Below are 18455 nucleotides of genomic sequence, written 5' to 3'. Positions count from 1 at the left end.
TTGATATTGTTGGGTATCAAAAATAAAAATAACTTTGATAACTATAAAATAGAAACGAATGTTTAAGTACGGAATAGATAAATTAACTGTAAATAAGGTAATTGCGATAGCAGAAGGGGCTTTAAAAGCAGTAATTACAAAAGAGGCTAAAGAAAAAGTAAATGAATGTAGAAGAAAGGTAGAGGTAATGGCAAATTCTGATGTTGCTACTTACGGAATAAACACAGGTTTTGGTCCTTTGTGCGATGTGCAAATTACACCTGAAGAAACTAGTAAATTACAAGAAAATTTATTGATTACACATGCAGTTGGTGTTGGTAAGCCGATTGATAAAAAATTATCTAAAATAATGATGATTTGTAAGGTTCATGCTTTATGTCAAGGATTTTCAGGAGTGCGTATAGAATTGATTGAGCGTATTATTTATTTTATAGAAAATGATTTATTACCAATTGTTCCAGAGCAAGGATCAGTAGGTGCCTCGGGTGATTTAGCACCATTGTCGCATTTGTTTTTACCATTATTAGGCGAAGGAGAATTTTGGCAAGGAGAGGATATTTTATCAGCGAAAGAAGTATTAGAAAAAAATAACTTAGCGCCGTTAACTTTAATGGCAAAAGAAGGTTTAGGCTTAATTAATGGAACACAGTTTATTTTAGCGCATGCTATTTTAGGGTTACATAAAATGGAATATGTGTTAGATTTAGCAGATGTTGCAGGAGCGATGACTTTAGAAGCATATTCAGGAAACGTATCTCCATTTAAAGAAGAATTACACACGATTCGCCCGTTTAAAGGAAATTTAAAAGTGGCAGAACGCATGCGTATGTTGTTAAAAGATTCTGAAAATGCAGCTGATGATAGTTTTCCAAGAGTACAAGATCCATACTCAATCCGTTGTATGCCTCAAGTACATGGAGCATCAAGAAATGCATATGCGCATTTAAAAGAATTAGCAGAAATAGAAATGAACTCTGTAACCGATAATCCTATTGTATTAAGTGAAACAGAAGCAATATCAGGAGGTAATTTTCATGGACAGCCTTTAGCAATGGTGTTAGATTATGCTTCAATAGCGGCTTCTGAATTAGGAAATATTGCAGACAGACGTTGTTATTTATTATTAGAAGGAAAGCATGGTTTACCTAGGTTATTAACCGAAGCAGGAGGGTTAAATTCAGGATTTATGATTCCACAATACACAACAGCAGCATTGGTTACTGAAAATAAATCATTATGTTTTCCTCCATCAGCAGATAGTGTTCCAACTTCGTTAGGACAAGAAGATCATGTTTCTATGGGAAGTATCTCTGGGCGAAAATTTAATCAAATTTTAGGAAACTTAGATAAGATATTGGCAATTGAATTTATGTACGCTGCGCAGGCAATGGATTTTAGAAGGCCGAATACATTTTCTCCTATTATTGAAAAGAATTTTAAGTTAATTAGAAGTAAAGTTGCTAAATTAGAGGAAGATCGTGTACTTAAAGATGATATAAATGCATTAATAAGTATGGTTAAAAATCAAGAATTTACAGTTCGTTAAAAAAAGAAATTATGATGTCATTTAAAAAACAGATTAAGCAAGGTATTCCAAACGAATTACCTGAAATGCCAGTTTACGATTCTTCAATAAACAGAGCGCCAAAACGTAAAGAAATTTTAACTGCAGAAGAAAAAAAGTTAGCTTTAAGAAATGCTTTACGATATTTTGATAAAAAACATCACGAAGTTTTATTACCTGAATTTGCTGATGAATTGGAACAATATGGTCGAATTTATATGTACCGTTTTCGCCCTACTTATAAAATGTATGCTAGAGATATTAAAGAATACCCAGGTAAATGTGAGCAGGCAAAATCAATCATGTTAATGATTCAGAATAACTTAGATTATGCAGTGGCACAACACCCACATGAGTTAATTACTTATGGTGGTAATGGAGCTGTTTTTTCTAATTGGGCACAGTATTTATTAACGATGCAGTATTTGTCTAAAATGACAGATAAGCAAACATTAACCATGTATTCTGGTCATCCGATGGGATTATTTCCATCACATAAAGATGCGCCAAGAGTTGTTGTGACAAACGGAATGGTAATTCCTAATTACTCTAAGCCAGATGATTTAGAAAAATTTAATGCTTTAGGGGTTTCTCAATACGGGCAAATGACTGCTGGTAGTTACATGTATATTGGCCCACAAGGAATTGTACACGGAACAACAATAACCGTTTTAAACGGATTTAGAAAAATAAATAAATCGCCTAAAGGAAATTTATTTGTAACTGCTGGTTTAGGTGGAATGAGTGGAGCGCAACCAAAAGCTGGTAACATTGCTGGTTGTATTACGGTTTGTGCTGAGGTAAATCCAAAAATTACGCAAGTACGCTTAGATCAAGGTTGGATTGATGAAAAAATTACTGATTTAGATATATTAGTAGCAAGAGTAGAAAAGGCAAAAGAGAGCAAAGAAACAGTCTCACTAGCTTACTTAGGTAATATTGTTGATGTTTGGGAAAAGTTTGATGAAGCAAATGTTCATGTAGATTTAGGTTCTGACCAAACATCATTACATAATCCTTGGGCTGGAGGTTATTATCCGGTAGATATTTCTTTTGAAGATGCCAATGAAATGATGGCAAATGAGCCTGAGTTGTTTAAAGAAAAAGTGCAAGAAACATTACGTCGTCATGCAAAAGCGATTAATAAACATACAGCTAAGGGAACTTATTTCTTCGATTACGGAAATGCTTTTTTACTAGAAGCAAGTAGAGCAGGAGCAGATATAATGGCTGAAAATCCAACAATTGGAAGAGAGTTTAAATACCCATCTTATGTACAAGATATTATGGGGCCAATGTGTTTCGATTATGGTTTTGGGCCATTTCGTTGGGTGTGTACTTCGGGTAGTCCAGAAGATTTAGCAAAAACAGATGCGATTGCATGTAAAGTGTTAGAAAAAATTAAAAAGAACTCACCGCCTGAAATTCAGCAACAAATGGCTGATAATATTCAGTGGATTAAAGGAGCACAAGAAAATAAACTGGTAGTAGGTTCTCAAGCACGTATTTTATATGCAGATGCAGAAGGGCGTACAAAAATAGCAGAGGCTTTTAATAAAGCGATTAAGAAAGGTAAAATAGGGAATGTTGTATTAGGTCGTGATCATCATGATGTTTCTGGGACCGATTCTCCTTACCGTGAAACTTCTAATATTTACGATGGATCTCGTTATACAGCTGATATGGCGATTCAGAATGTTATTGGTGATAGTTTTAGAGGAGCTACTTGGGTCTCTATTCACAATGGAGGTGGAGTAGGCTGGGGAGAAGTTATTAACGGTGGATTTGGCATGCTTCTTGATGGTTCTAAAGATGCATCAAGACGCTTAAAATCAATGCTTTTTTGGGATGTTAATAACGGAATAGCAAGAAGAAGTTGGGCAAGAAACGAAGAAGCTGTTTTTACTGTAAAAAGAGCCATGAAGGTTGAGAAAAAATTAACCGTTACAATTCCTAATTTAGTGGATGATGCATTATTAGAAAATATGTAAAATCTTAAGAAAATGAAAATATCAAAACTACTTTTATTGCCAGTTATTGCTTTTATAATTTCATCATGTAGCTCGGTTAGAGTAACTACAGATTATGACACACAGGTTGATTTTAATCAATATAAAACCTTTGCTTTTTATAAAAAAGGAATTGATAAAGCACCAATTTCAGACCTTGATAAAAAAAGAATTATGAGAGCGGTAGAGGCAGAATTGATTGCTAAAGGAATGCAAAAATCGGCAAATCCAGATGTTTTAGTAAGTTTGTTTACAAAATCGCGCGAAAAAATAAATATCAATGACAATCGTTTTAATGATTATTGGTATCCTTGGTATTATAACCCAAGTACATTAACAGTAACACAACATACAGAAGGTACATTGTTTATAGATTTGCTAGATGCTAAAAGAAAAGAGTTGGTTTGGCAAGGTATTGGTACTGGAGCATTGAGTATAAATAGTGTTGAAAAAAAGGAAGCGCGAGTTAAAGAGTTTGTAAATAAAATAATGGCTAAATATCCGGTAGGTATTAATAAGTAAAATAAATTTTCAATAAATATAAAAGCAACATTAAATCAAAAGTGATTAAAATTTGATTTAATGTTGCTTTTTTTTTGATATTTGTAATATGATAAATAAAATTTTAAAAGCTACTCCAGATGAGTATTATATAAATGAAGACGGGTACCGAGTTTTTAAAGAGTCGTATCATTTAAGACGCGGTTATTGTTGTAAAAATGGCTGTAAACATTGCCCGTATGGTTATGATAAAAAAACAGATAGTTTTAAATAGTGTGACAATTATTAAATAATTGTTTCTAATAAATAGAGTATAAAAATTAAATAAAAATGAAAAAAATTATAGCACTAGCATTCATTGTTCTATTAACAGGATGCGCTGAACTGCAAAAAGTTGTAAAGCAATTACCAACAGGAGGTGTTTTATCTCAAGAACAAATAGGTAATGGTTTAAGACAAGCGTTAGATAAAGGAATTCAACATCAAGTATCTAAATTAACAGCAAAAGACGGTTTTTATCGTAATGAATTGGTAAAGATTATTTTGCCGAAAGAATTACAGGCAGTAGATAAAGGCTTACGAAAAATAGGTTTAAGTAATTTAGCTGATGAAGGATTAAAAGCAATTAACAGAACAGCAGAAGATGCTGTAAAAACAGCTACGCCAATTTTTGTAAACGCAGTTAAAGAAATAAGTTTTAACGATGCAAAAAATATTTTATTAGGAGATAAAAACGCAGCAACCTCTTACTTAAAAGGAAAAACAAATACAGCACTATACAATCAATTTAACCCTGTAATAAAAAAATCTTTTAGTAAAGTAGGAGCCGATAAAATTTGGAATAATTTAATAAATAAATACAATAGTATTCCATTTGTAAATAAGGTAAATCCAGATTTAACAGATTATGTAACAGCTGAAGCCTTAAAAGGAGTTTTTACAATGATCGCTGTTGAAGAAAAAGGAATTCGCGAAAAAGTAGGTTTACGTGATACTGCTTTGTTACGACAAGTGTTTGCTTTACAAGATAAAAAGTAAGCATAACATACTATAAAATAAATAAAACCTGAAGCATTTTTTTGTTTCAGGTTTTTTGTTTGATACCTTTATTTAGTAATATGTATCTTAGCATTACTAATATTGTTACGTAACAATTATTACAAACCAACCATTATATTTCAAGTATATTTGTGCCAATATGAATGAAAATTTAAACCCTGAAAACACCAATTTTTCAACTGAAGAACTCGATGTAGAAAAAAAACTACGCCCATTATCTTTTGATGATTTTTCAGGACAAGACCAAGCAATTGAAAACTTAAAAATATTTGTAGAAGCTGCTAATCAACGAGATGAAGCGTTAGATCATACATTATTTCACGGTCCTCCAGGATTAGGTAAAACCACCCTAGCACATATTTTAGCAAACGAATTAGGAGTCGGTATAAAAGTAACCTCAGGGCCGGTTTTAGATAAACCAGGAGACTTAGCAGGCTTACTAACAAATCTTGATGAACGTGATGTATTATTTATTGATGAAATTCATCGATTAAGCCCTATTGTAGAAGAGTATTTATACTCAGCAATGGAAGATTATAAGATCGATATTATGATTGAGTCTGGGCCAAATGCACGTACGGTTCAAATTAATTTAGAGCCTTTTACTCTAATCGGAGCAACAACTCGTTCAGGATTGTTAACAGCGCCAATGCGAGCACGTTTTGGAATCAGTAGTCGCTTACATTATTATTCAACAGAACTATTAACAACAATTATTCAACGAAGTTCACATATTTTAGGAGTGCCAATATCTATGGAAGGAGCTATTGAAATAGCTGGTAGAAGTAGAGGTACACCTCGTATTGCCAATGCATTATTACGAAGAGTACGAGATTTTGCCCAAATAAAAGGAAATGGGAGTATTACAATTGAAATTGCAAAATATGCTTTAAAGGCATTAAATGTTGATGCTCATGGTTTAGATGAAATGGATAATAAAATATTAGCCACTATTATCGATAAATTTAAAGGAGGTCCCGTAGGAATAAGCACCATTGCAACAGCGGTTAGTGAAAATACAGAAACAATTGAAGAAGTGTATGAACCTTTTTTAATTCAACAAGGGTTTATAATGCGTACCCCACGCGGAAGAGAAGTAACAGATTTAGCCTATAAACATTTAGGAAGGGTAAAAGAAAAAAATCAAGGAGAGCTTTTTTAATAAATAATAAATGGCAGCTAAAAAAAAGAAAAAAAATATTTTAAAACCGACTTCAGGTGGCTGGATACAAAGGTTAAAAGAAGAGAGTTGGGAGGCAGAGCTCTTGGTTTCTGCAATCGCTATTTTTGGAACCTTTAAATTATTTGATATTGTTAATTGGGCAACCAATTTTTTTATAGATGTATTGAATCCTAATCAATATTTTATAGGGTATTTTATTATAACTTTCGGTCTTTTAGCTGTAAGTATGTTAACGGCAATGTTTGTAATACATTTTTTTTTAAGAGCTTATTGGATTGGTTTAGTGGGGTTAAATTCAGTTTTTCCAGATTATAGTATTGAAGATAGTGTGTATTCTAAAATTTACACAAAAAAAATATTAAGCATATTACCTAAATTAAAAGACTCTATTCAAAAAACAGATGAATTGTGTAGTGTAATTTTTTCAGCTGCATTCACATTGTTATTTATCTATGCCTATATGTCTTTATCGACAAGTGTTTATCTACTTGTTTTTAATTTGTTGTCAAAATATTTACCTACTTATATCCTATTAATACCAGTTGGGTTTATTGGTGTACTTATATTTTTACAGATGATTGTTACTTTTATCTCAAATTTAAAAAATAACCGAGAAAAAGAGAAACTGCAAACGATTGCATTTAAAGTAAATAAATTTGCATCAATGGTAACTTACGGACCATTATATAAATCGATTTTACAAATAACAATGATTTTTGGGTCTAACTTTAAAAAGAAAAAATCATTAATATATCTTGTAATATCTTTTTTGTTTGCAGGTATGTTTCTATTTGGAAACCAAATAATAAAAACGAATATATTTTACTTAGTAGGACATGAAAAATATTTTAACGTTACAAAAGTACATGCGAGTTTTTATAAAGCTGAAAATAAAACGAATACATTTTTATTAACACCAGAAATAGAATCGGATAAAATTGAGTCAAATGTGTTAAAAATATTTATTCCAGTTTATAGTTACGAAAAAACTTTTCAAACAAGATTATGTAATCGTTTTGAAAAAGAAATTGAAAACTCACTAGAATTACAAAGAGAAGCTAAAAATATTTATGCTTTAAATTGTTATCAAAAGTACTATCATATTTATATAGACGATAAAAAAGTACCTGTAGATTTTTTAAGGCACAATGGGCATTCAAGAACCAAGCAAGCTGGGGTAGTTTCTTATTTAGACATTTCAAACCTAAAAAAAGGAATGCATAATATAGAGGTAAGAAAAAAGTTTGAAGATAATGAAACATTAAAATGGAAAATTCCATTTTATTTTATAAAAAATAACTAAGCGAGTATTTTAAATGAATTTAAAAAAACTCATACCAATATTAACGTGGTTACCAAACTACAAAAAATCACAGTTTAAAGGTGATGTTGTAGCTGGTGTAACTGTAGCAACGGTGTTAATTCCGCAAGGAATTGCCTATGCCTTAATTGCAGGTTTACCGCCTATTTATGGTTTGTATGCAGCACTAGTGCCTCAATTAATGTATGCAATTTTTGGATCGTCACGGCAAGTAGCAGTTGGGCCTGTGGCAATGGATTCTTTAATAGTAGCAACAGGTGTTTCTACATTAGCTTTAATGGGGTCTGAAAGTTATATTGCTATAGCCATTTTATTAGCGCTAATGGTAGGAAGTATTCAGTTTTTAATGGGGGTATTTCGTTTAGGTTTTATTGTAAATTTTTTATCAAGACCGGTAATTATTGGATTTACATCAGCAGTAGCACTTATTATTGGGTTAAATCAGTTTCGTAATTTACTTGGCGTCGATTTTTTGCAAAGCGATCAAGTACATATTCTTATTGAAGATATTATGAATAGGGTAAACTATTTTAATAAAAACACCACAATTATTGGAGTTATAGCTTGTATTATAATTATGGTTTGTAGAAAAATAAGTAAAAAAATACCCAATGCATTAATAGTAGTTGCGCTAGGAATAGTAACACTTCGGTTTTTTGAAAATCATTTTATTGATGTTGCTATCGTAAAAGAAATTCCTTCTGGATTGCCAAAATTTAGCATTCCTATTATTGATGTTGCTTTAATTAGAGAATTGTTTCCAATAGCAGCAACTTTGGTAATGGTTGGATATCTAGAAATTATATCAATAGGAAAAACATTAGAAGCAAAGCAAGATGAATACAGAATTAGACCTAATCAAGAATTAGTAGCCTTAGGATTAAGTAATATCGTAGGTTCGTTATTTCAATCATATCCATCAACCTCTAGTTTTTCTCGTTCGGCAATAAATGAAGAAGCAGGAGCCAAAACAGGAGTTGCAGCAATAGTGTCTGTGATTATGGTTGTAATTACTTTACTCTTTTTGACACCTATATTTTATCACTTACCTAAAACAATATTAGCGGCTATTATTATTGTTGCAGTATTTAATTTAATAAATATAAAAGAAGCAAAAAGATTATGGAAAGCTAATAATTTAGATTTCTGGCTACTAGTGGCAACTTTTTTTTCAACAATTTTTTTTGGGATAGAGCACGGAATATTAATCGGAGTAGGATTATCATTAATTGTTTTGATTTTCAGAACCTCAAGACCTTATGTGGTAGAATTAGGGAAAGTACCAAATTCTGATTTTTATAGAAACAAAAACAGGTTTAAAGAAGTAATTACAGATGAAGATATTCTAGTGTTTCGTTTTGACGCACAAATTTTTTATGCTAATTCAAATTATTTTAGAGAAAAATTAGAGGAGATGACAGCAAAAAAGGGAGAAAATTTAAAGTTAATTGTATTAGATGCAGAAAGTATTAACAGAGTTGATAGTACAGGAGTAGAGATGCTTAAAGAACGTATTAAGTACTATAATAAAAGAAATATAGAATTTTATTTTGCAGGGGTAAAAGGCCCAGTAAGAGACGATTTTTTTAAAGGAGGAGTCTTAGATGTGGTAAGTATAAATCATTTTTTTATGCGTGCCAATGGCGCTGTAAATTTTTTTAAAACAGGAGATAATCAAAATCAAAAAAAATACGCACAGTATATACATCAAGCGTATGAATAATTAATATTATGAAAATAGAGCAAATTTATACAGGTTGTTTAGCACAAGGAGCTTATTATATAGAAAGTGATGGGGAGGTCGCAATTATCGATCCGTTGCGTGAAGTACAAGCATACATAGAAAAAGCAACAAAGGATACAGGAAATATTAAATATATTTTTGAAACCCATTTTCATGCTGATTTTGTAAGTGGACACGTAACCTTAGCCGAAAAAACTGGTGCTACAATAGTGTACGGTCCAACAGCAAAAACCAACTATAAAGCACATACAGCAACAGACGGAGAGGTTTTTAAGTTAGGTAAAATAACAATAACCGCATTGCATACTCCTGGTCATACCATGGAAAGTACATCGTATTTGTTAAAAGATGAAAATGGAAAAGATCATGCGTTGTTTAGTGGAGATACTTTATTTTTAGGGGATGTCGGGCGTCCAGATTTAGCGCAAAAAGGAGATTTAACACAGGATGATTTAGCAGGTTTTTTATACGATAGTTTACGTACTAAAATTATGACTTTAGCAGATGATGTAATTGTATATCCAGCGCACGGAGCAGGATCCGCTTGCGGAAAAAACCTGAGTAAAGAAACAGTTGGTACTATTGGTGATCAAAAGAAAACAAACTATGCTTTACGAGCAAATATGACTAAAGAAGAGTTTGTAAAAGAAGTTACAGACGGGTTGTTGCCACCACCAGCGTATTTTCCTTTAAATGTAAAAATGAATAAGGAAGGATATCAATCTATCGATGAGGTTATAAAAAAAGGTGCAAAAGCGTTATCGGTTTCAGATTTTGAAAAAGTAGCCAATACAACAGACGCAATTATTTTAGATGTACGTCATCAATTTGAATTTGTAAAAGGATTTATACCACAATCTATTTTTATTGGTTTGGGGGGTACATTTGCTCCTTGGGTTGGAGCTTTAATAAAAGAGGTAACTCAGCCGATTTTATTAGTAACATCAAAAGGAGAAGAAGAAACAGCAATAACGCGCCTATCTCGCGTTGGATTTGATAATGTTTTAGGGTATTTAGAAGGTAGTTTTGAATCTTGGAAAGCATCAGGTAAAGAAATAGATACTTTACGTTCAGTTTCAGCGAATGATTTAGAAGAGGCTTTAAATAATAAAGCAAAGGTGTTTGATGCACGTAAACCAGGTGAATATGATAATGAACATATTGTTGAGGTGCCAAATACTCCGTTAGATTTTTTAAATGAGCATATCGAAGAGTTTCCTAAAAAAGAAGATTTTTATATTCATTGTGCCGGTGGGTATCGTTCGGTAATTGCTGCTTCTATTTTAAAAGCAAGAGGGTATCATAATGTAATTGATGTAGCAGGTGGTTATAAAGCAATTAGAGAAACTAATATTGTTAGAACAGCTCCAGTTTGTTCATCAACATTAAAATAAATAAAGTATGAAAAAGAATATTGTTTTGTTAGGAGTGTTTTTTGTGATGTTATTTTCTTGTACATCAAAAGTAGTAGAGGTAAAAAATATTTCTGTTGATGAGTTGCAAATGTTATTGAAAGACAATAAAGCTATTCAGTTAGTAGATGTTCGTACCCCAACTGAGTGTGCCGAAGGAACCATTAGTAATGCGTTAGAAATAAATGTAACTGCAGATGGTTTTGAAAATATAGCTTTAAAAAAATTAGATAAAGCAAAACCAGTTTATTTGTATTGTAGATCTGGTGGACGTTCTAAAATAGCTTCAGAATTATTATTAAAAAAAGGATTTGAAACCTATAATGTTTTAGGTGGCTATAACGCATGGAAACAAAAAAAGAAGTAAAATGAAACAAGAAATTTATATCGAGAATTTAAAATGTGGCGGTTGTGCAAATACAATTACAAACGGATTAAAAGCAATTGATAAAGTAAGTGAAGTAAGTGTTGATGTTGAAAAATCGTTAGTTACTTTAATAACAAATGAAACAACCTTAGTTGTAGTAAAAGAAAAGTTAGCAAAGCTTGGGTATCCTGAGGTTGGCGACAAAAACACAGTATTACACAAGGCAAAATCTTTTGTGAGTTGTGCCGTGGGTAGAGTAAATAAATAATAAAAATCCGAGCAATTTTACTCGGATTTTTATTTTAAATAGGATCATTAACAGGGTCGGTTACAGGTTCTTCAAAATCACACGGAACTTCCTCATAATTATCTATAAAGCCCTTGTGGTGGTCATACTTTGGTAAATTAACAACTTTAGTACAATCGTCTTCACAACTATATAAAAAGCTAAAGGCGATTGTTAAGATTATAATTTTTCTCATTTTATAAGTTGCTATTGATTTGCTAGTAAATATGCATCTTTTTTAAAGATTCACCAAAGTTATGTTGAAAAAATAAAAAAGGTAGCAATATAAAATTACTACCTTATAATTTATAAGATTATTTTAAGATGTTATATTTAAAAAAACATTTTAAAACTTTAAAGTTACTCCCGCTAAAAAATTAATAGTTGCCTGCGGGTAATACCCTTGTGCTTCTTGCGTCGTACCAGGTGTAGACCAATAATCTAAATAAATATAACCTCTATCAACATACTCTTTATTAAAAATATTGTTTACTAAACCAGTAAATACAATTGATTTAAAGATAGATTTCGTTTCTATCTCATAAATAATATTTAAATCACTTGTAAAGTAGCTATCTAATTTTGAAGCTTCGGTATCCGTATTACTCAAGTATTGCTCGCCTACAAATTTTGATAAAAATGCAATTTTAAAATTTTCTGACGGATGATACGTAAATGTGTTACCAGTTACAATATTTGGAGAATTAGCAATTGTAGTATTTCCTAATTCTTGTAAAGCGCCATCTCTGTTGGTAAAAAAATCTACGTTTTTATTTTGACTTACCGCAATATTTTGACGAACAGAAAGGTTGTTTGTTAATTTTATATCAGCATCAATCTCTAAACCTAATCGATAACTATTACCACTTGTACCACGTAAAGGATCTCCGGTGTCATCAATTTCACCTGTTAATACTAGTTGATTTTGATAATCCATAAAGTATACATTGGTGTTTAATTTAACGACATCGTTTTTAAAACGCCAACCCAATTCGTAATCATTTAAGCTTTCATGTGTATTTACACCATCTTTAAAATCACTTCTATTAGGCTCTCTATTTGCTTTGGCAAACGAAGTATAAAAACTGTTGTTATCATTTAAAGTATAAGTTAAACCAAACTTAGGATTAAAGAAATTAAAATTCTCATCTACATTTAAAGGTTTTCTTTTTGATGTTAATCCGTTTGTTTTATAACTCACAAACCTACTTTGTAAATCGATAAAAGTTCTTAATTTTTCAGTAAGATTAAATGATATTTTAGAAAAAACGTTAAAGTCGTTTTTAGTTGATTTTCCATCATAATAATGATCTCTAATATTTGTGTTGGCAGCTAAATCGCTTCCCCAAATAATTTCTCCGTAATGGTTATTTGTATAATGGCTGTATGAGGTACCAGTAATAATTTCTAACTTATCATTATTATAAGTAGCATTAAAGTTACCGACATAAAAATGGTTATCTAACCAACGACGCACAATTACATCGCTACCATCAACAATTAAATTGTTGTAATCTGCAGCATCTCTATCATCTTTAAATTGTTCAAAATATCCTTTACCACGTGTGTAATTTAAACCAACATTAGTTGTCCAGTTGTTGTTTAATTTTTCATTCCAATGTAATTGATAGTGATCTTGCTGAAAATTATCAATTTCATTTTCGTAGGTTAACGGATTTTGTCTTCTGTCTTCTTTTAATTGTTGCGCCGAAATTCCATCCCAAGCTTGGTAAGTTTTTTCTTTTCCACCAAAAACTAAGGCTTTAATTAAGGTGTTTTCATCGGTATAACTACCTTGTAAAAAGTACGATTTTAAATCAGTCGAAGCTCTATCGATATATCCATCAGAATAAATATTTGATACACGACCAGAAAACTCAAAATGCTCGTTAACTTTTCCTGTGGTAAATTTTACAGTATGTTTGCGAGTATTAAAAGATCCGAAAGAATTTGAAATTTCTCCACCAGCTTCGGTAGCAGCAGCATCTGTTAAAATATTTAAACTAGCACCAAAAGCTCCAGCTCCGTTAGTAGAAGTTCCAACACCACGTTGTAATTGTAAACTTTGTGTAGACGAAGCAAAATCGCCCATATTTACCCAAAAAGTTCCCTGACTTTCAGCATCATTATACGGAATTCCGTTTACGGTAACATTTACTCTTGATGCATCAGAACCACGAACACTCATATAGGTGTAGCCAATACCAGCACCTGCATCTGATGATGAAACGACGTTAGGTAAATAGTTTAATAACATCGGAATGTCTTGCCCTAAATTACGTTTTGAAATTTCTTTTTTAGTAAGGTTAGAATGTGTTACAGGCGCATCTGCTTGTACTCTAACAGCAGCAACCAATACGTCTTCTAAAATAGTCGAACCGGTACTTAATTGAATACTTATTTTTTTGTTTTTTGAGATTTTAATTTTTTGAGTGTACGTGTTAAAACCAAGATAAGTAACCTTAATTGTATGGCTTCCTTTAGCTAATTTTAACTGAAAGTTACCTTCAAAATCGGTAGCTGTTCCTTTTTTTAATTCTTCAAGCACAATTGTAGCGCCTACAAGAGGTTCTTGATTATTATTAACTACTTTTCCTGATAAAATAAAATCTTGTGCGTTTGCTGTTAAGGTTGCAAAAATTACCATTAAAAAAGCTACTATCTTCACTTGTTTAATAAAAGACATCGGTCTCATTTTTTTTAAATAAAATCGAATAAAAAGAGGTAATTACTCTGTTTTTTTTTGAATAATTAAAACGTTATTACAAGAATTTTTTATAAGATTATTTCATATAAATATCCACGAACAACTTGTTTACAAAATGGCGATTATCGCCTCCCTAAACAGCATTACCTGTTCTAGGTTCATTGGGTATGATCTCAGCCGATATAGGCACCCCTTTATGAGAACTGTGCAAAGGTAAACCGAATTTTATAATTGAAAAACAAATTAACACCTGTTTTTTGAAGCTATTTCCTGCTTTCACTACTCGCTTTTTTCGTGCCTCAAAAGAGCTCAAACAAACCGTTCAATCAGGGCTAAGTTTGTTTGCCTAATATTAGAATACTTAATCCAGTTTTGGTTTTTTTCGAAGTGTTTTTTTTAGGGCATTCCGTTGTTTGTTTTCAGCCTTTCTTTTTACAGATGCTTTTGTAGGTTTGGTGGTTCTTCTAATCTTAGGCCTTTTTAAACCTTGTGTAATTAGTTCTAAAAAACGTTTTATAGCTAATTCTTTATTTCTGTGTTGCGAACGAGTTTCATCAGAAAAAAGAATTAAAACACCTTCTTTGGTAAGCCGGTTAGCTAATTTTTTAGATAGGATTTCTTTTTGATTTTCCGACAATTGGCTAGAATCGGTAAGATTAAAAGTTAGCTCAATTTTAGAAGACACCTTGTTTACGTGCTGCCCGCCAGCCCCAGAACTTCTAATGGCTTTAAATTTTAATTCTTTAAGTAACTCTAGCGTATTCATTTTATAAAGAAAGCTTATTTAAGGTGTTTGAAAAAGAATATAAGTTTTCTTTTTTAGCAAGTAATTCATCAATTACTTCGATGGCTTTTTTTAATCGAGTTTCTTTATCACCTTTTAATAAAACGTATGGTCGATTGTATTTTTTTAGCGTATTTTCAAAAGCAGTAAACATTTGTAAGCGCTGTTCGGGTCTGTCACGTAAATCATCCGCTTCCCAAGGAGTATCGATATAGGTTAAAAAGTAAATATCATACTCGCTTTTTATAGCAGCTTCGTCTAATTCATCTTCAACAAATCCGCCATAATACTCTTCTGAATATACTTTGGTTTCAAGTAAATCGGTATCGCAAATTAAAACTTTATCTGCTTTAAGTGCTAAATCATTTTCTAGTTTTATCTGTCCTTCTGCAATCGGAATTATGTCTTTTTGTTCACAAATTTTGCGTTCGTTGTTCCATTTATCTTGTAAATATTTACGCGCAAATTCAGGCGCCCAAACCGTATTGTAATAACGCGCTAATTGTCCAGAAAGTGTTGTTTTACCAGTGCTTTCGGGCCCGAACAATACAACTTTTACAAGATTGCTTTTTGTTTGTGTAAGTTTTTTTTCCATGCTAAATAGCCACTAACGGCAATAAAGGTAAATATTAAGTATTGAAAACTTGTAAATGTAAAACCTTTGTAAAGGTATAAAGGAACAGAAATAATATCCCCAATAATCCAATAAATCCAATTTTCTATTTTTCTTTTTGCCATTAGCCACATTCCTACAAAAAATATTGCGGTAGTAACTGTATCTACATAGGCTGTCCAATTATTCCATTTATCAAAATAAGTGTACACTCCAAAAACAAAAACTAATGTAGCTATAAAGATAAAAACACTTGTTTTTTTTTCTTTTAAAGTTGTGCTAGAAATAGGCGTAACGTTAGTAGTATCATTAACATTACGAGTCCAAATATACCAGCCATAAACACTCATTATAAAATAATAACCGTTTATCATCATATCACCTAGTAATTCCCATTTTAAGAGAAGATATACAAAAATTGCGGTACTAATCATTCCGGTAGGAAATACTAATATTTTATTTAGTTTAGAAAACCAAACAGACAAAAAACCAAAAATTACGGCAATAATTTCTAGCCAAACATCAATAGTGTCGTAGGTTGAGTATTGCTCAAAAAGAAAACTAAAAGCTTGGTTCATAGTTACTGCGGTCAGATTTTACAATTTTCATAAATAATATTCCGCTATCTATTAATTCGAAAGTATTTTTTAATTCGTCTGTTACCATTTTCATTACGGTATCGTAATCACCATACACTTGCGTACTTAACGGGTTTTCAAGAATTGTTAAACCCGAAGCTCTTAGCTTTTTTATAAAATTAATAATAGGAGTTTCAAATTCGTTTTGAAGTGGTGTTAACGTAAGTTCTACTGATATTTTCATAAACCAATGTTTTTAAAAAGCAAAGTTACAAATATTGTAAATGCTATTTAGCAATACATATTTTTTTAATGCGCATACACACAAGTAAAGCCTTCGGTTTCTAAAAAGTTAATTTGGTATTCATCGGTAACACCTTCATATAAAATTTTACCAGTAGTTTCGTTAGTCTCAAAAGAAAAATCTTCAATATAAATATGGTTTAAAAAGAGTAGTTTTTTCTTTCCATAAATTTTATACAAACTTTCTTTAGCTCCCCAAACTATAGTTAACTTACTAACCAAAGCATCATGATTTGCAATTGATTTATAGGCTTCAATCGGCGTAAATTTATGAGCTATCTTTAAAATTTTATCACGTTGTTTTTCAATATCAATTCCAACAGGTTTATCATCAGAAATTATAATACCAGAAAAGGTAAAAGAATGGGTAATTGAAATAAATTTACCGTCTTTTAAATGCGGTTTTCCGAACTCATCATAAACTAAATCAGCATCAGTATAGCCAACTTTATTTAGTAAATGACGTACACTTAAAAACCCTCTTCTATGTAAATCTGATTTCATATTGTTTAGTCGATCGCTACTTCTTTGCGTAAGTGTAATACCATCAGCTAAATCTTCAAAAGATTCTTCAATCTTCCAAATCAATACTTTAGTAGTTTCGTTTACCGTTAATGTTTTGTGAACAGGCATATTTTAGAAAGTTATTTCGTAATTTTGCGACTTAAAATTTAAGATACATAAATATACAAAAATATGAGCACAAAAACCGCTACATACGTTCCTTATAAAGTAAAAGATATTTCTTTAGCTGATTGGGGAAGAAAAGAAATTGAATTGGCAGAGGCTGAAATGCCTGGATTAATGAGCTTGCGTGAAGAATATAAAAACGAACAACCATTAAAAGGAGCAAGAATTGCAGGATGTTTACATATGACCATTCAAACTGCGGTTTTAATTGAAACTTTACAAGCTTTAGGTGCTGAGGTAACTTGGAGTTCTTGTAATATTTTTTCTACACAAGATCAAGCTGCTGCTGCAATTGCTGCTGCAGGAACGCCAGTATATGCTTGGAAAGATATGACCGAAGAAGAATTTGACTGGTGTATTGAGCAAACATTGTTTTTTGGAGAAGACAAAAAGCCATTAAATTTAATTTTAGATGATGGTGGAGATTTAACAAATATGGTTTTAGATCGTTACCCAGAATTAGCTGCTGGAATTAATGGTTTATCAGAAGAAACTACAACAGGAGTTCACCGTTTATATGATAGAGTAAAGGCAGGTACATTACCAATGCCAGCAATTAATGTAAACGATTCTGTAACAAAATCTAAATTTGATAACAAATATGGTTGTAAAGAATCTGCAGTAGATGCAATTCGTAGAGCAACTGATATTATGTTAGCTGGTAAACGTGTTACAGTATGTGGTTACGGTGATGTAGGTAAAGGTACAGCAGCTTCTTTTAAAGGAGCAGGATCTATCGTTACAGTTACAGAAATTGACCCTATTTGTGCATTACAAGCTGCAATGGACGGTTTTGAAGTTAAAAAACTAGAAACTGTTGTTGGTAATTCTGATATTATTATTACAACTACAGGAAACAAAGATATTATTCAAGGACGTCATTTCGAAGCAATGAAAGACAAAGTTATCGTATGTAATATTGGACATTTTGATAACGAAATTGACATGGCTTGGTTAAATAAAAATCACGGAAACACAAAAGATACTATCAAACCTCAAGTTGATAAATACAACATTGCAGGAAACGATATTATTATTTTAGCAGAAGGACGTTTAGTAAATTTAGGTTGTGCAACAGGGCACCCAAGTTTTGTAATGTCTAACTCATTTACAAACCAAACGTTGGCGCAAATCGAGCTTTGGAATAACAAAGAAGCATACAAAAACGATGTATACATGTTACCAAAACATTTAGATGAAAAAGTAGCAAAATTACACTTAGCTAAAATTGGTGTTGAATTAACTGAGTTACGCGAAGAGCAAGCAAGCTATATCGGTGTAACTGTTGATGGGCCGTTTAAGCCAGAACATTATAGATATTAAAAGGTAGTTTT

Annotated in this window: 19 protein-coding genes; 12 read left to right on the top strand and 7 right to left on the bottom strand. The window is 31.6% G+C overall.

All coding sequences use genetic code 11. The features are described from left to right. The first annotated feature begins 58 nt into the window (after positions 1-58). From hutH to Q4586_RS00215, 11 genes are all read left to right on the top strand, one after another. Positions 59-1546 (top strand): histidine ammonia-lyase, encoded by a 1488-nt coding sequence (gene hutH / locus Q4586_RS00265; RefSeq protein ID WP_303525237.1) that lies wholly within the window; start codon positions 59-61, stop codon positions 1544-1546. Positions 1547-1560: 14 nt separating this feature from the next. Further along, a complete protein-coding gene (gene hutU / locus Q4586_RS00260) occupies positions 1561-3555 on the top strand; it encodes a urocanate hydratase (protein ID WP_303525971.1) in 1995 nt (664 codons plus the stop codon). 12 nt (positions 3556-3567) lie between these two features. After that, positions 3568-4095 (top strand): DUF4136 domain-containing protein, encoded by a 528-nt coding sequence (locus Q4586_RS00255; RefSeq protein WP_303525236.1) that lies wholly within the window; start codon positions 3568-3570, stop codon positions 4093-4095. An 88-nt stretch (positions 4096-4183) separates the two neighbouring features. Continuing rightward, positions 4184-4348 (top strand): C1orf53 family protein, encoded by a 165-nt coding sequence (locus Q4586_RS00250; RefSeq protein WP_303525234.1) that lies wholly within the window; start codon positions 4184-4186, stop codon positions 4346-4348. A 56-nt stretch (positions 4349-4404) separates the two neighbouring features. Next, on the top strand, positions 4405-5112 hold the full coding sequence (locus Q4586_RS00245; protein WP_303525231.1) for a DUF4197 domain-containing protein: 708 nt from the start codon (positions 4405-4407) through the stop codon (positions 5110-5112). A gap of 160 nt (positions 5113-5272) precedes the next feature. Further along, positions 5273-6295: a Holliday junction branch migration DNA helicase RuvB gene (gene ruvB, locus Q4586_RS00240; protein ID WP_068701478.1), complete on the top strand. Its 1023-nt coding sequence runs from the start codon at positions 5273-5275 to the stop codon at positions 6293-6295. A gap of 10 nt (positions 6296-6305) precedes the next feature. After that, positions 6306-7619, top strand: a complete 1314-nt coding sequence (locus Q4586_RS00235) for a hypothetical protein (protein ID WP_303525226.1) — start codon at positions 6306-6308, stop codon at positions 7617-7619. Positions 7620-7632: 13 nt separating this feature from the next. Then, the gene (locus Q4586_RS00230; protein ID WP_303525225.1) at positions 7633-9360 is read left to right on the top strand and encodes a SulP family inorganic anion transporter; all 1728 of its coding nucleotides are present in this window, start codon (positions 7633-7635) and stop codon (positions 9358-9360) included. Between the two features lie 8 nt (positions 9361-9368). After that, positions 9369-10775: an MBL fold metallo-hydrolase gene (locus Q4586_RS00225; RefSeq protein WP_303525223.1), complete on the top strand. Its 1407-nt coding sequence runs from the start codon at positions 9369-9371 to the stop codon at positions 10773-10775. A gap of 7 nt (positions 10776-10782) precedes the next feature. Further along, complete coding sequence (locus Q4586_RS00220) at positions 10783-11160, top strand: rhodanese-like domain-containing protein (RefSeq protein ID WP_303525222.1); 378 nt, start codon at positions 10783-10785, stop codon at positions 11158-11160. A 1-nt stretch (position 11161) separates the two neighbouring features. Beyond that, positions 11162-11428 carry a heavy-metal-associated domain-containing protein gene (locus Q4586_RS00215; RefSeq protein ID WP_068703860.1) on the top strand — a complete coding sequence of 89 codons (267 nt, stop codon included), beginning with the start codon at positions 11162-11164 and terminating at the stop codon, positions 11426-11428. Positions 11429-11462: 34 nt separating this feature from the next. On the opposite strand, the gene Q4586_RS00210 is transcribed toward Q4586_RS00215, so the two are convergent. The 7 genes from Q4586_RS00210 to Q4586_RS00180 form a co-directional block, all read right to left on the bottom strand. Further along, positions 11463-11642 (bottom strand): hypothetical protein, encoded by a 180-nt coding sequence (locus tag Q4586_RS00210; protein ID WP_068701468.1) that lies wholly within the window; start codon positions 11640-11642, stop codon positions 11463-11465. Positions 11643-11792: 150 nt separating this feature from the next. Continuing rightward, a complete protein-coding gene (locus Q4586_RS00205) occupies positions 11793-14132 on the bottom strand; it encodes a TonB-dependent receptor (RefSeq protein ID WP_176714930.1) in 2340 nt (779 codons plus the stop codon). A gap of 382 nt (positions 14133-14514) precedes the next feature. After that, a complete protein-coding gene (arfB, locus tag Q4586_RS00200; protein ID WP_068701464.1) occupies positions 14515-14919 on the bottom strand; it encodes an alternative ribosome rescue aminoacyl-tRNA hydrolase ArfB in 405 nt (134 codons plus the stop codon). 1 nt (position 14920) lies between these two features. After that, entirely contained in the window at positions 14921-15532 is a 612-nt protein-coding gene (locus Q4586_RS00195) for an AAA family ATPase (RefSeq protein WP_068701462.1), read from the bottom strand. After that, on the bottom strand, positions 15493-16128 hold the full coding sequence (pnuC, locus tag Q4586_RS00190) for a nicotinamide riboside transporter PnuC (protein ID WP_068701460.1): 636 nt from the start codon (positions 16126-16128) through the stop codon (positions 15493-15495). The genes Q4586_RS00195 and pnuC overlap by 40 nt, the downstream gene beginning before the upstream one ends. Next, on the bottom strand, positions 16112-16372 hold the full coding sequence (locus Q4586_RS00185; protein WP_068701458.1) for a hypothetical protein: 261 nt from the start codon (positions 16370-16372) through the stop codon (positions 16112-16114). The genes pnuC and Q4586_RS00185 overlap by 17 nt, the downstream gene beginning before the upstream one ends. 65 nt (positions 16373-16437) lie before the next feature. Further along, a complete protein-coding gene (locus Q4586_RS00180) occupies positions 16438-17064 on the bottom strand; it encodes a 4'-phosphopantetheinyl transferase family protein (RefSeq protein WP_303525205.1) in 627 nt (208 codons plus the stop codon). Positions 17065-17127: 63 nt separating this feature from the next. Between Q4586_RS00180 and ahcY the strand changes: the two genes are divergently transcribed. Then, positions 17128-18444, top strand: a complete 1317-nt coding sequence (ahcY, locus tag Q4586_RS00175; RefSeq protein ID WP_303525203.1) for an adenosylhomocysteinase — start codon at positions 17128-17130, stop codon at positions 18442-18444. Positions 18445-18455 lie beyond the last annotated feature (11 nt).

This window comes from Tenacibaculum soleae, assembly GCF_030549005.1.
GTDB classification, from domain to species: Bacteria; Bacteroidota; Bacteroidia; order Flavobacteriales; family Flavobacteriaceae; genus Polaribacter; species Polaribacter soleae.
Note: the sequence above shows the minus strand (reverse complement) of the source record. Positions and strands in the feature narration are given on the sequence as shown.

Excerpts from the sequence above, each read along its gene's own strand:
- hutH (WP_303525237.1), top strand. The coding sequence starts at position 59 with ATGTTTAAGTACGGAATAGATAAATTAACTGTAAATAAGGTAATTGCG.
- hutU (WP_303525971.1), top strand. The coding sequence starts at position 1,561 with ATGTCATTTAAAAAACAGATTAAGCAAGGTATTCCAAACGAATTACCT.
- Q4586_RS00255 (WP_303525236.1), top strand. The coding sequence starts at position 3,568 with ATGAAAATATCAAAACTACTTTTATTGCCAGTTATTGCTTTTATAATT.
- Q4586_RS00250 (WP_303525234.1), top strand. The coding sequence starts at position 4,184 with ATGATAAATAAAATTTTAAAAGCTACTCCAGATGAGTATTATATAAAT.
- Q4586_RS00245 (WP_303525231.1), top strand. The coding sequence starts at position 4,405 with ATGAAAAAAATTATAGCACTAGCATTCATTGTTCTATTAACAGGATGC.
- ruvB (WP_068701478.1), top strand. The coding sequence starts at position 5,273 with ATGAATGAAAATTTAAACCCTGAAAACACCAATTTTTCAACTGAAGAA.
- Q4586_RS00235 (WP_303525226.1), top strand. The coding sequence starts at position 6,306 with ATGGCAGCTAAAAAAAAGAAAAAAAATATTTTAAAACCGACTTCAGGT.
- Q4586_RS00230 (WP_303525225.1), top strand. The coding sequence starts at position 7,633 with ATGAATTTAAAAAAACTCATACCAATATTAACGTGGTTACCAAACTAC.
- Q4586_RS00225 (WP_303525223.1), top strand. The coding sequence starts at position 9,369 with ATGAAAATAGAGCAAATTTATACAGGTTGTTTAGCACAAGGAGCTTAT.
- Q4586_RS00220 (WP_303525222.1), top strand. The coding sequence starts at position 10,783 with ATGAAAAAGAATATTGTTTTGTTAGGAGTGTTTTTTGTGATGTTATTT.
- Q4586_RS00215 (WP_068703860.1), top strand. The coding sequence starts at position 11,162 with ATGAAACAAGAAATTTATATCGAGAATTTAAAATGTGGCGGTTGTGCA.
- Q4586_RS00210 (WP_068701468.1), bottom strand. The coding sequence starts at position 11,642 with ATGAGAAAAATTATAATCTTAACAATCGCCTTTAGCTTTTTATATAGT.
- Q4586_RS00205 (WP_176714930.1), bottom strand. The coding sequence starts at position 14,132 with ATGTCTTTTATTAAACAAGTGAAGATAGTAGCTTTTTTAATGGTAATT.
- arfB (WP_068701464.1), bottom strand. The coding sequence starts at position 14,919 with ATGAATACGCTAGAGTTACTTAAAGAATTAAAATTTAAAGCCATTAGA.
- Q4586_RS00195 (WP_068701462.1), bottom strand. The coding sequence starts at position 15,532 with ATGGAAAAAAAACTTACACAAACAAAAAGCAATCTTGTAAAAGTTGTA.
- pnuC (WP_068701460.1), bottom strand. The coding sequence starts at position 16,128 with ATGAACCAAGCTTTTAGTTTTCTTTTTGAGCAATACTCAACCTACGAC.
- Q4586_RS00185 (WP_068701458.1), bottom strand. The coding sequence starts at position 16,372 with ATGAAAATATCAGTAGAACTTACGTTAACACCACTTCAAAACGAATTT.
- Q4586_RS00180 (WP_303525205.1), bottom strand. The coding sequence starts at position 17,064 with ATGCCTGTTCACAAAACATTAACGGTAAACGAAACTACTAAAGTATTG.
- ahcY (WP_303525203.1), top strand. The coding sequence starts at position 17,128 with ATGAGCACAAAAACCGCTACATACGTTCCTTATAAAGTAAAAGATATT.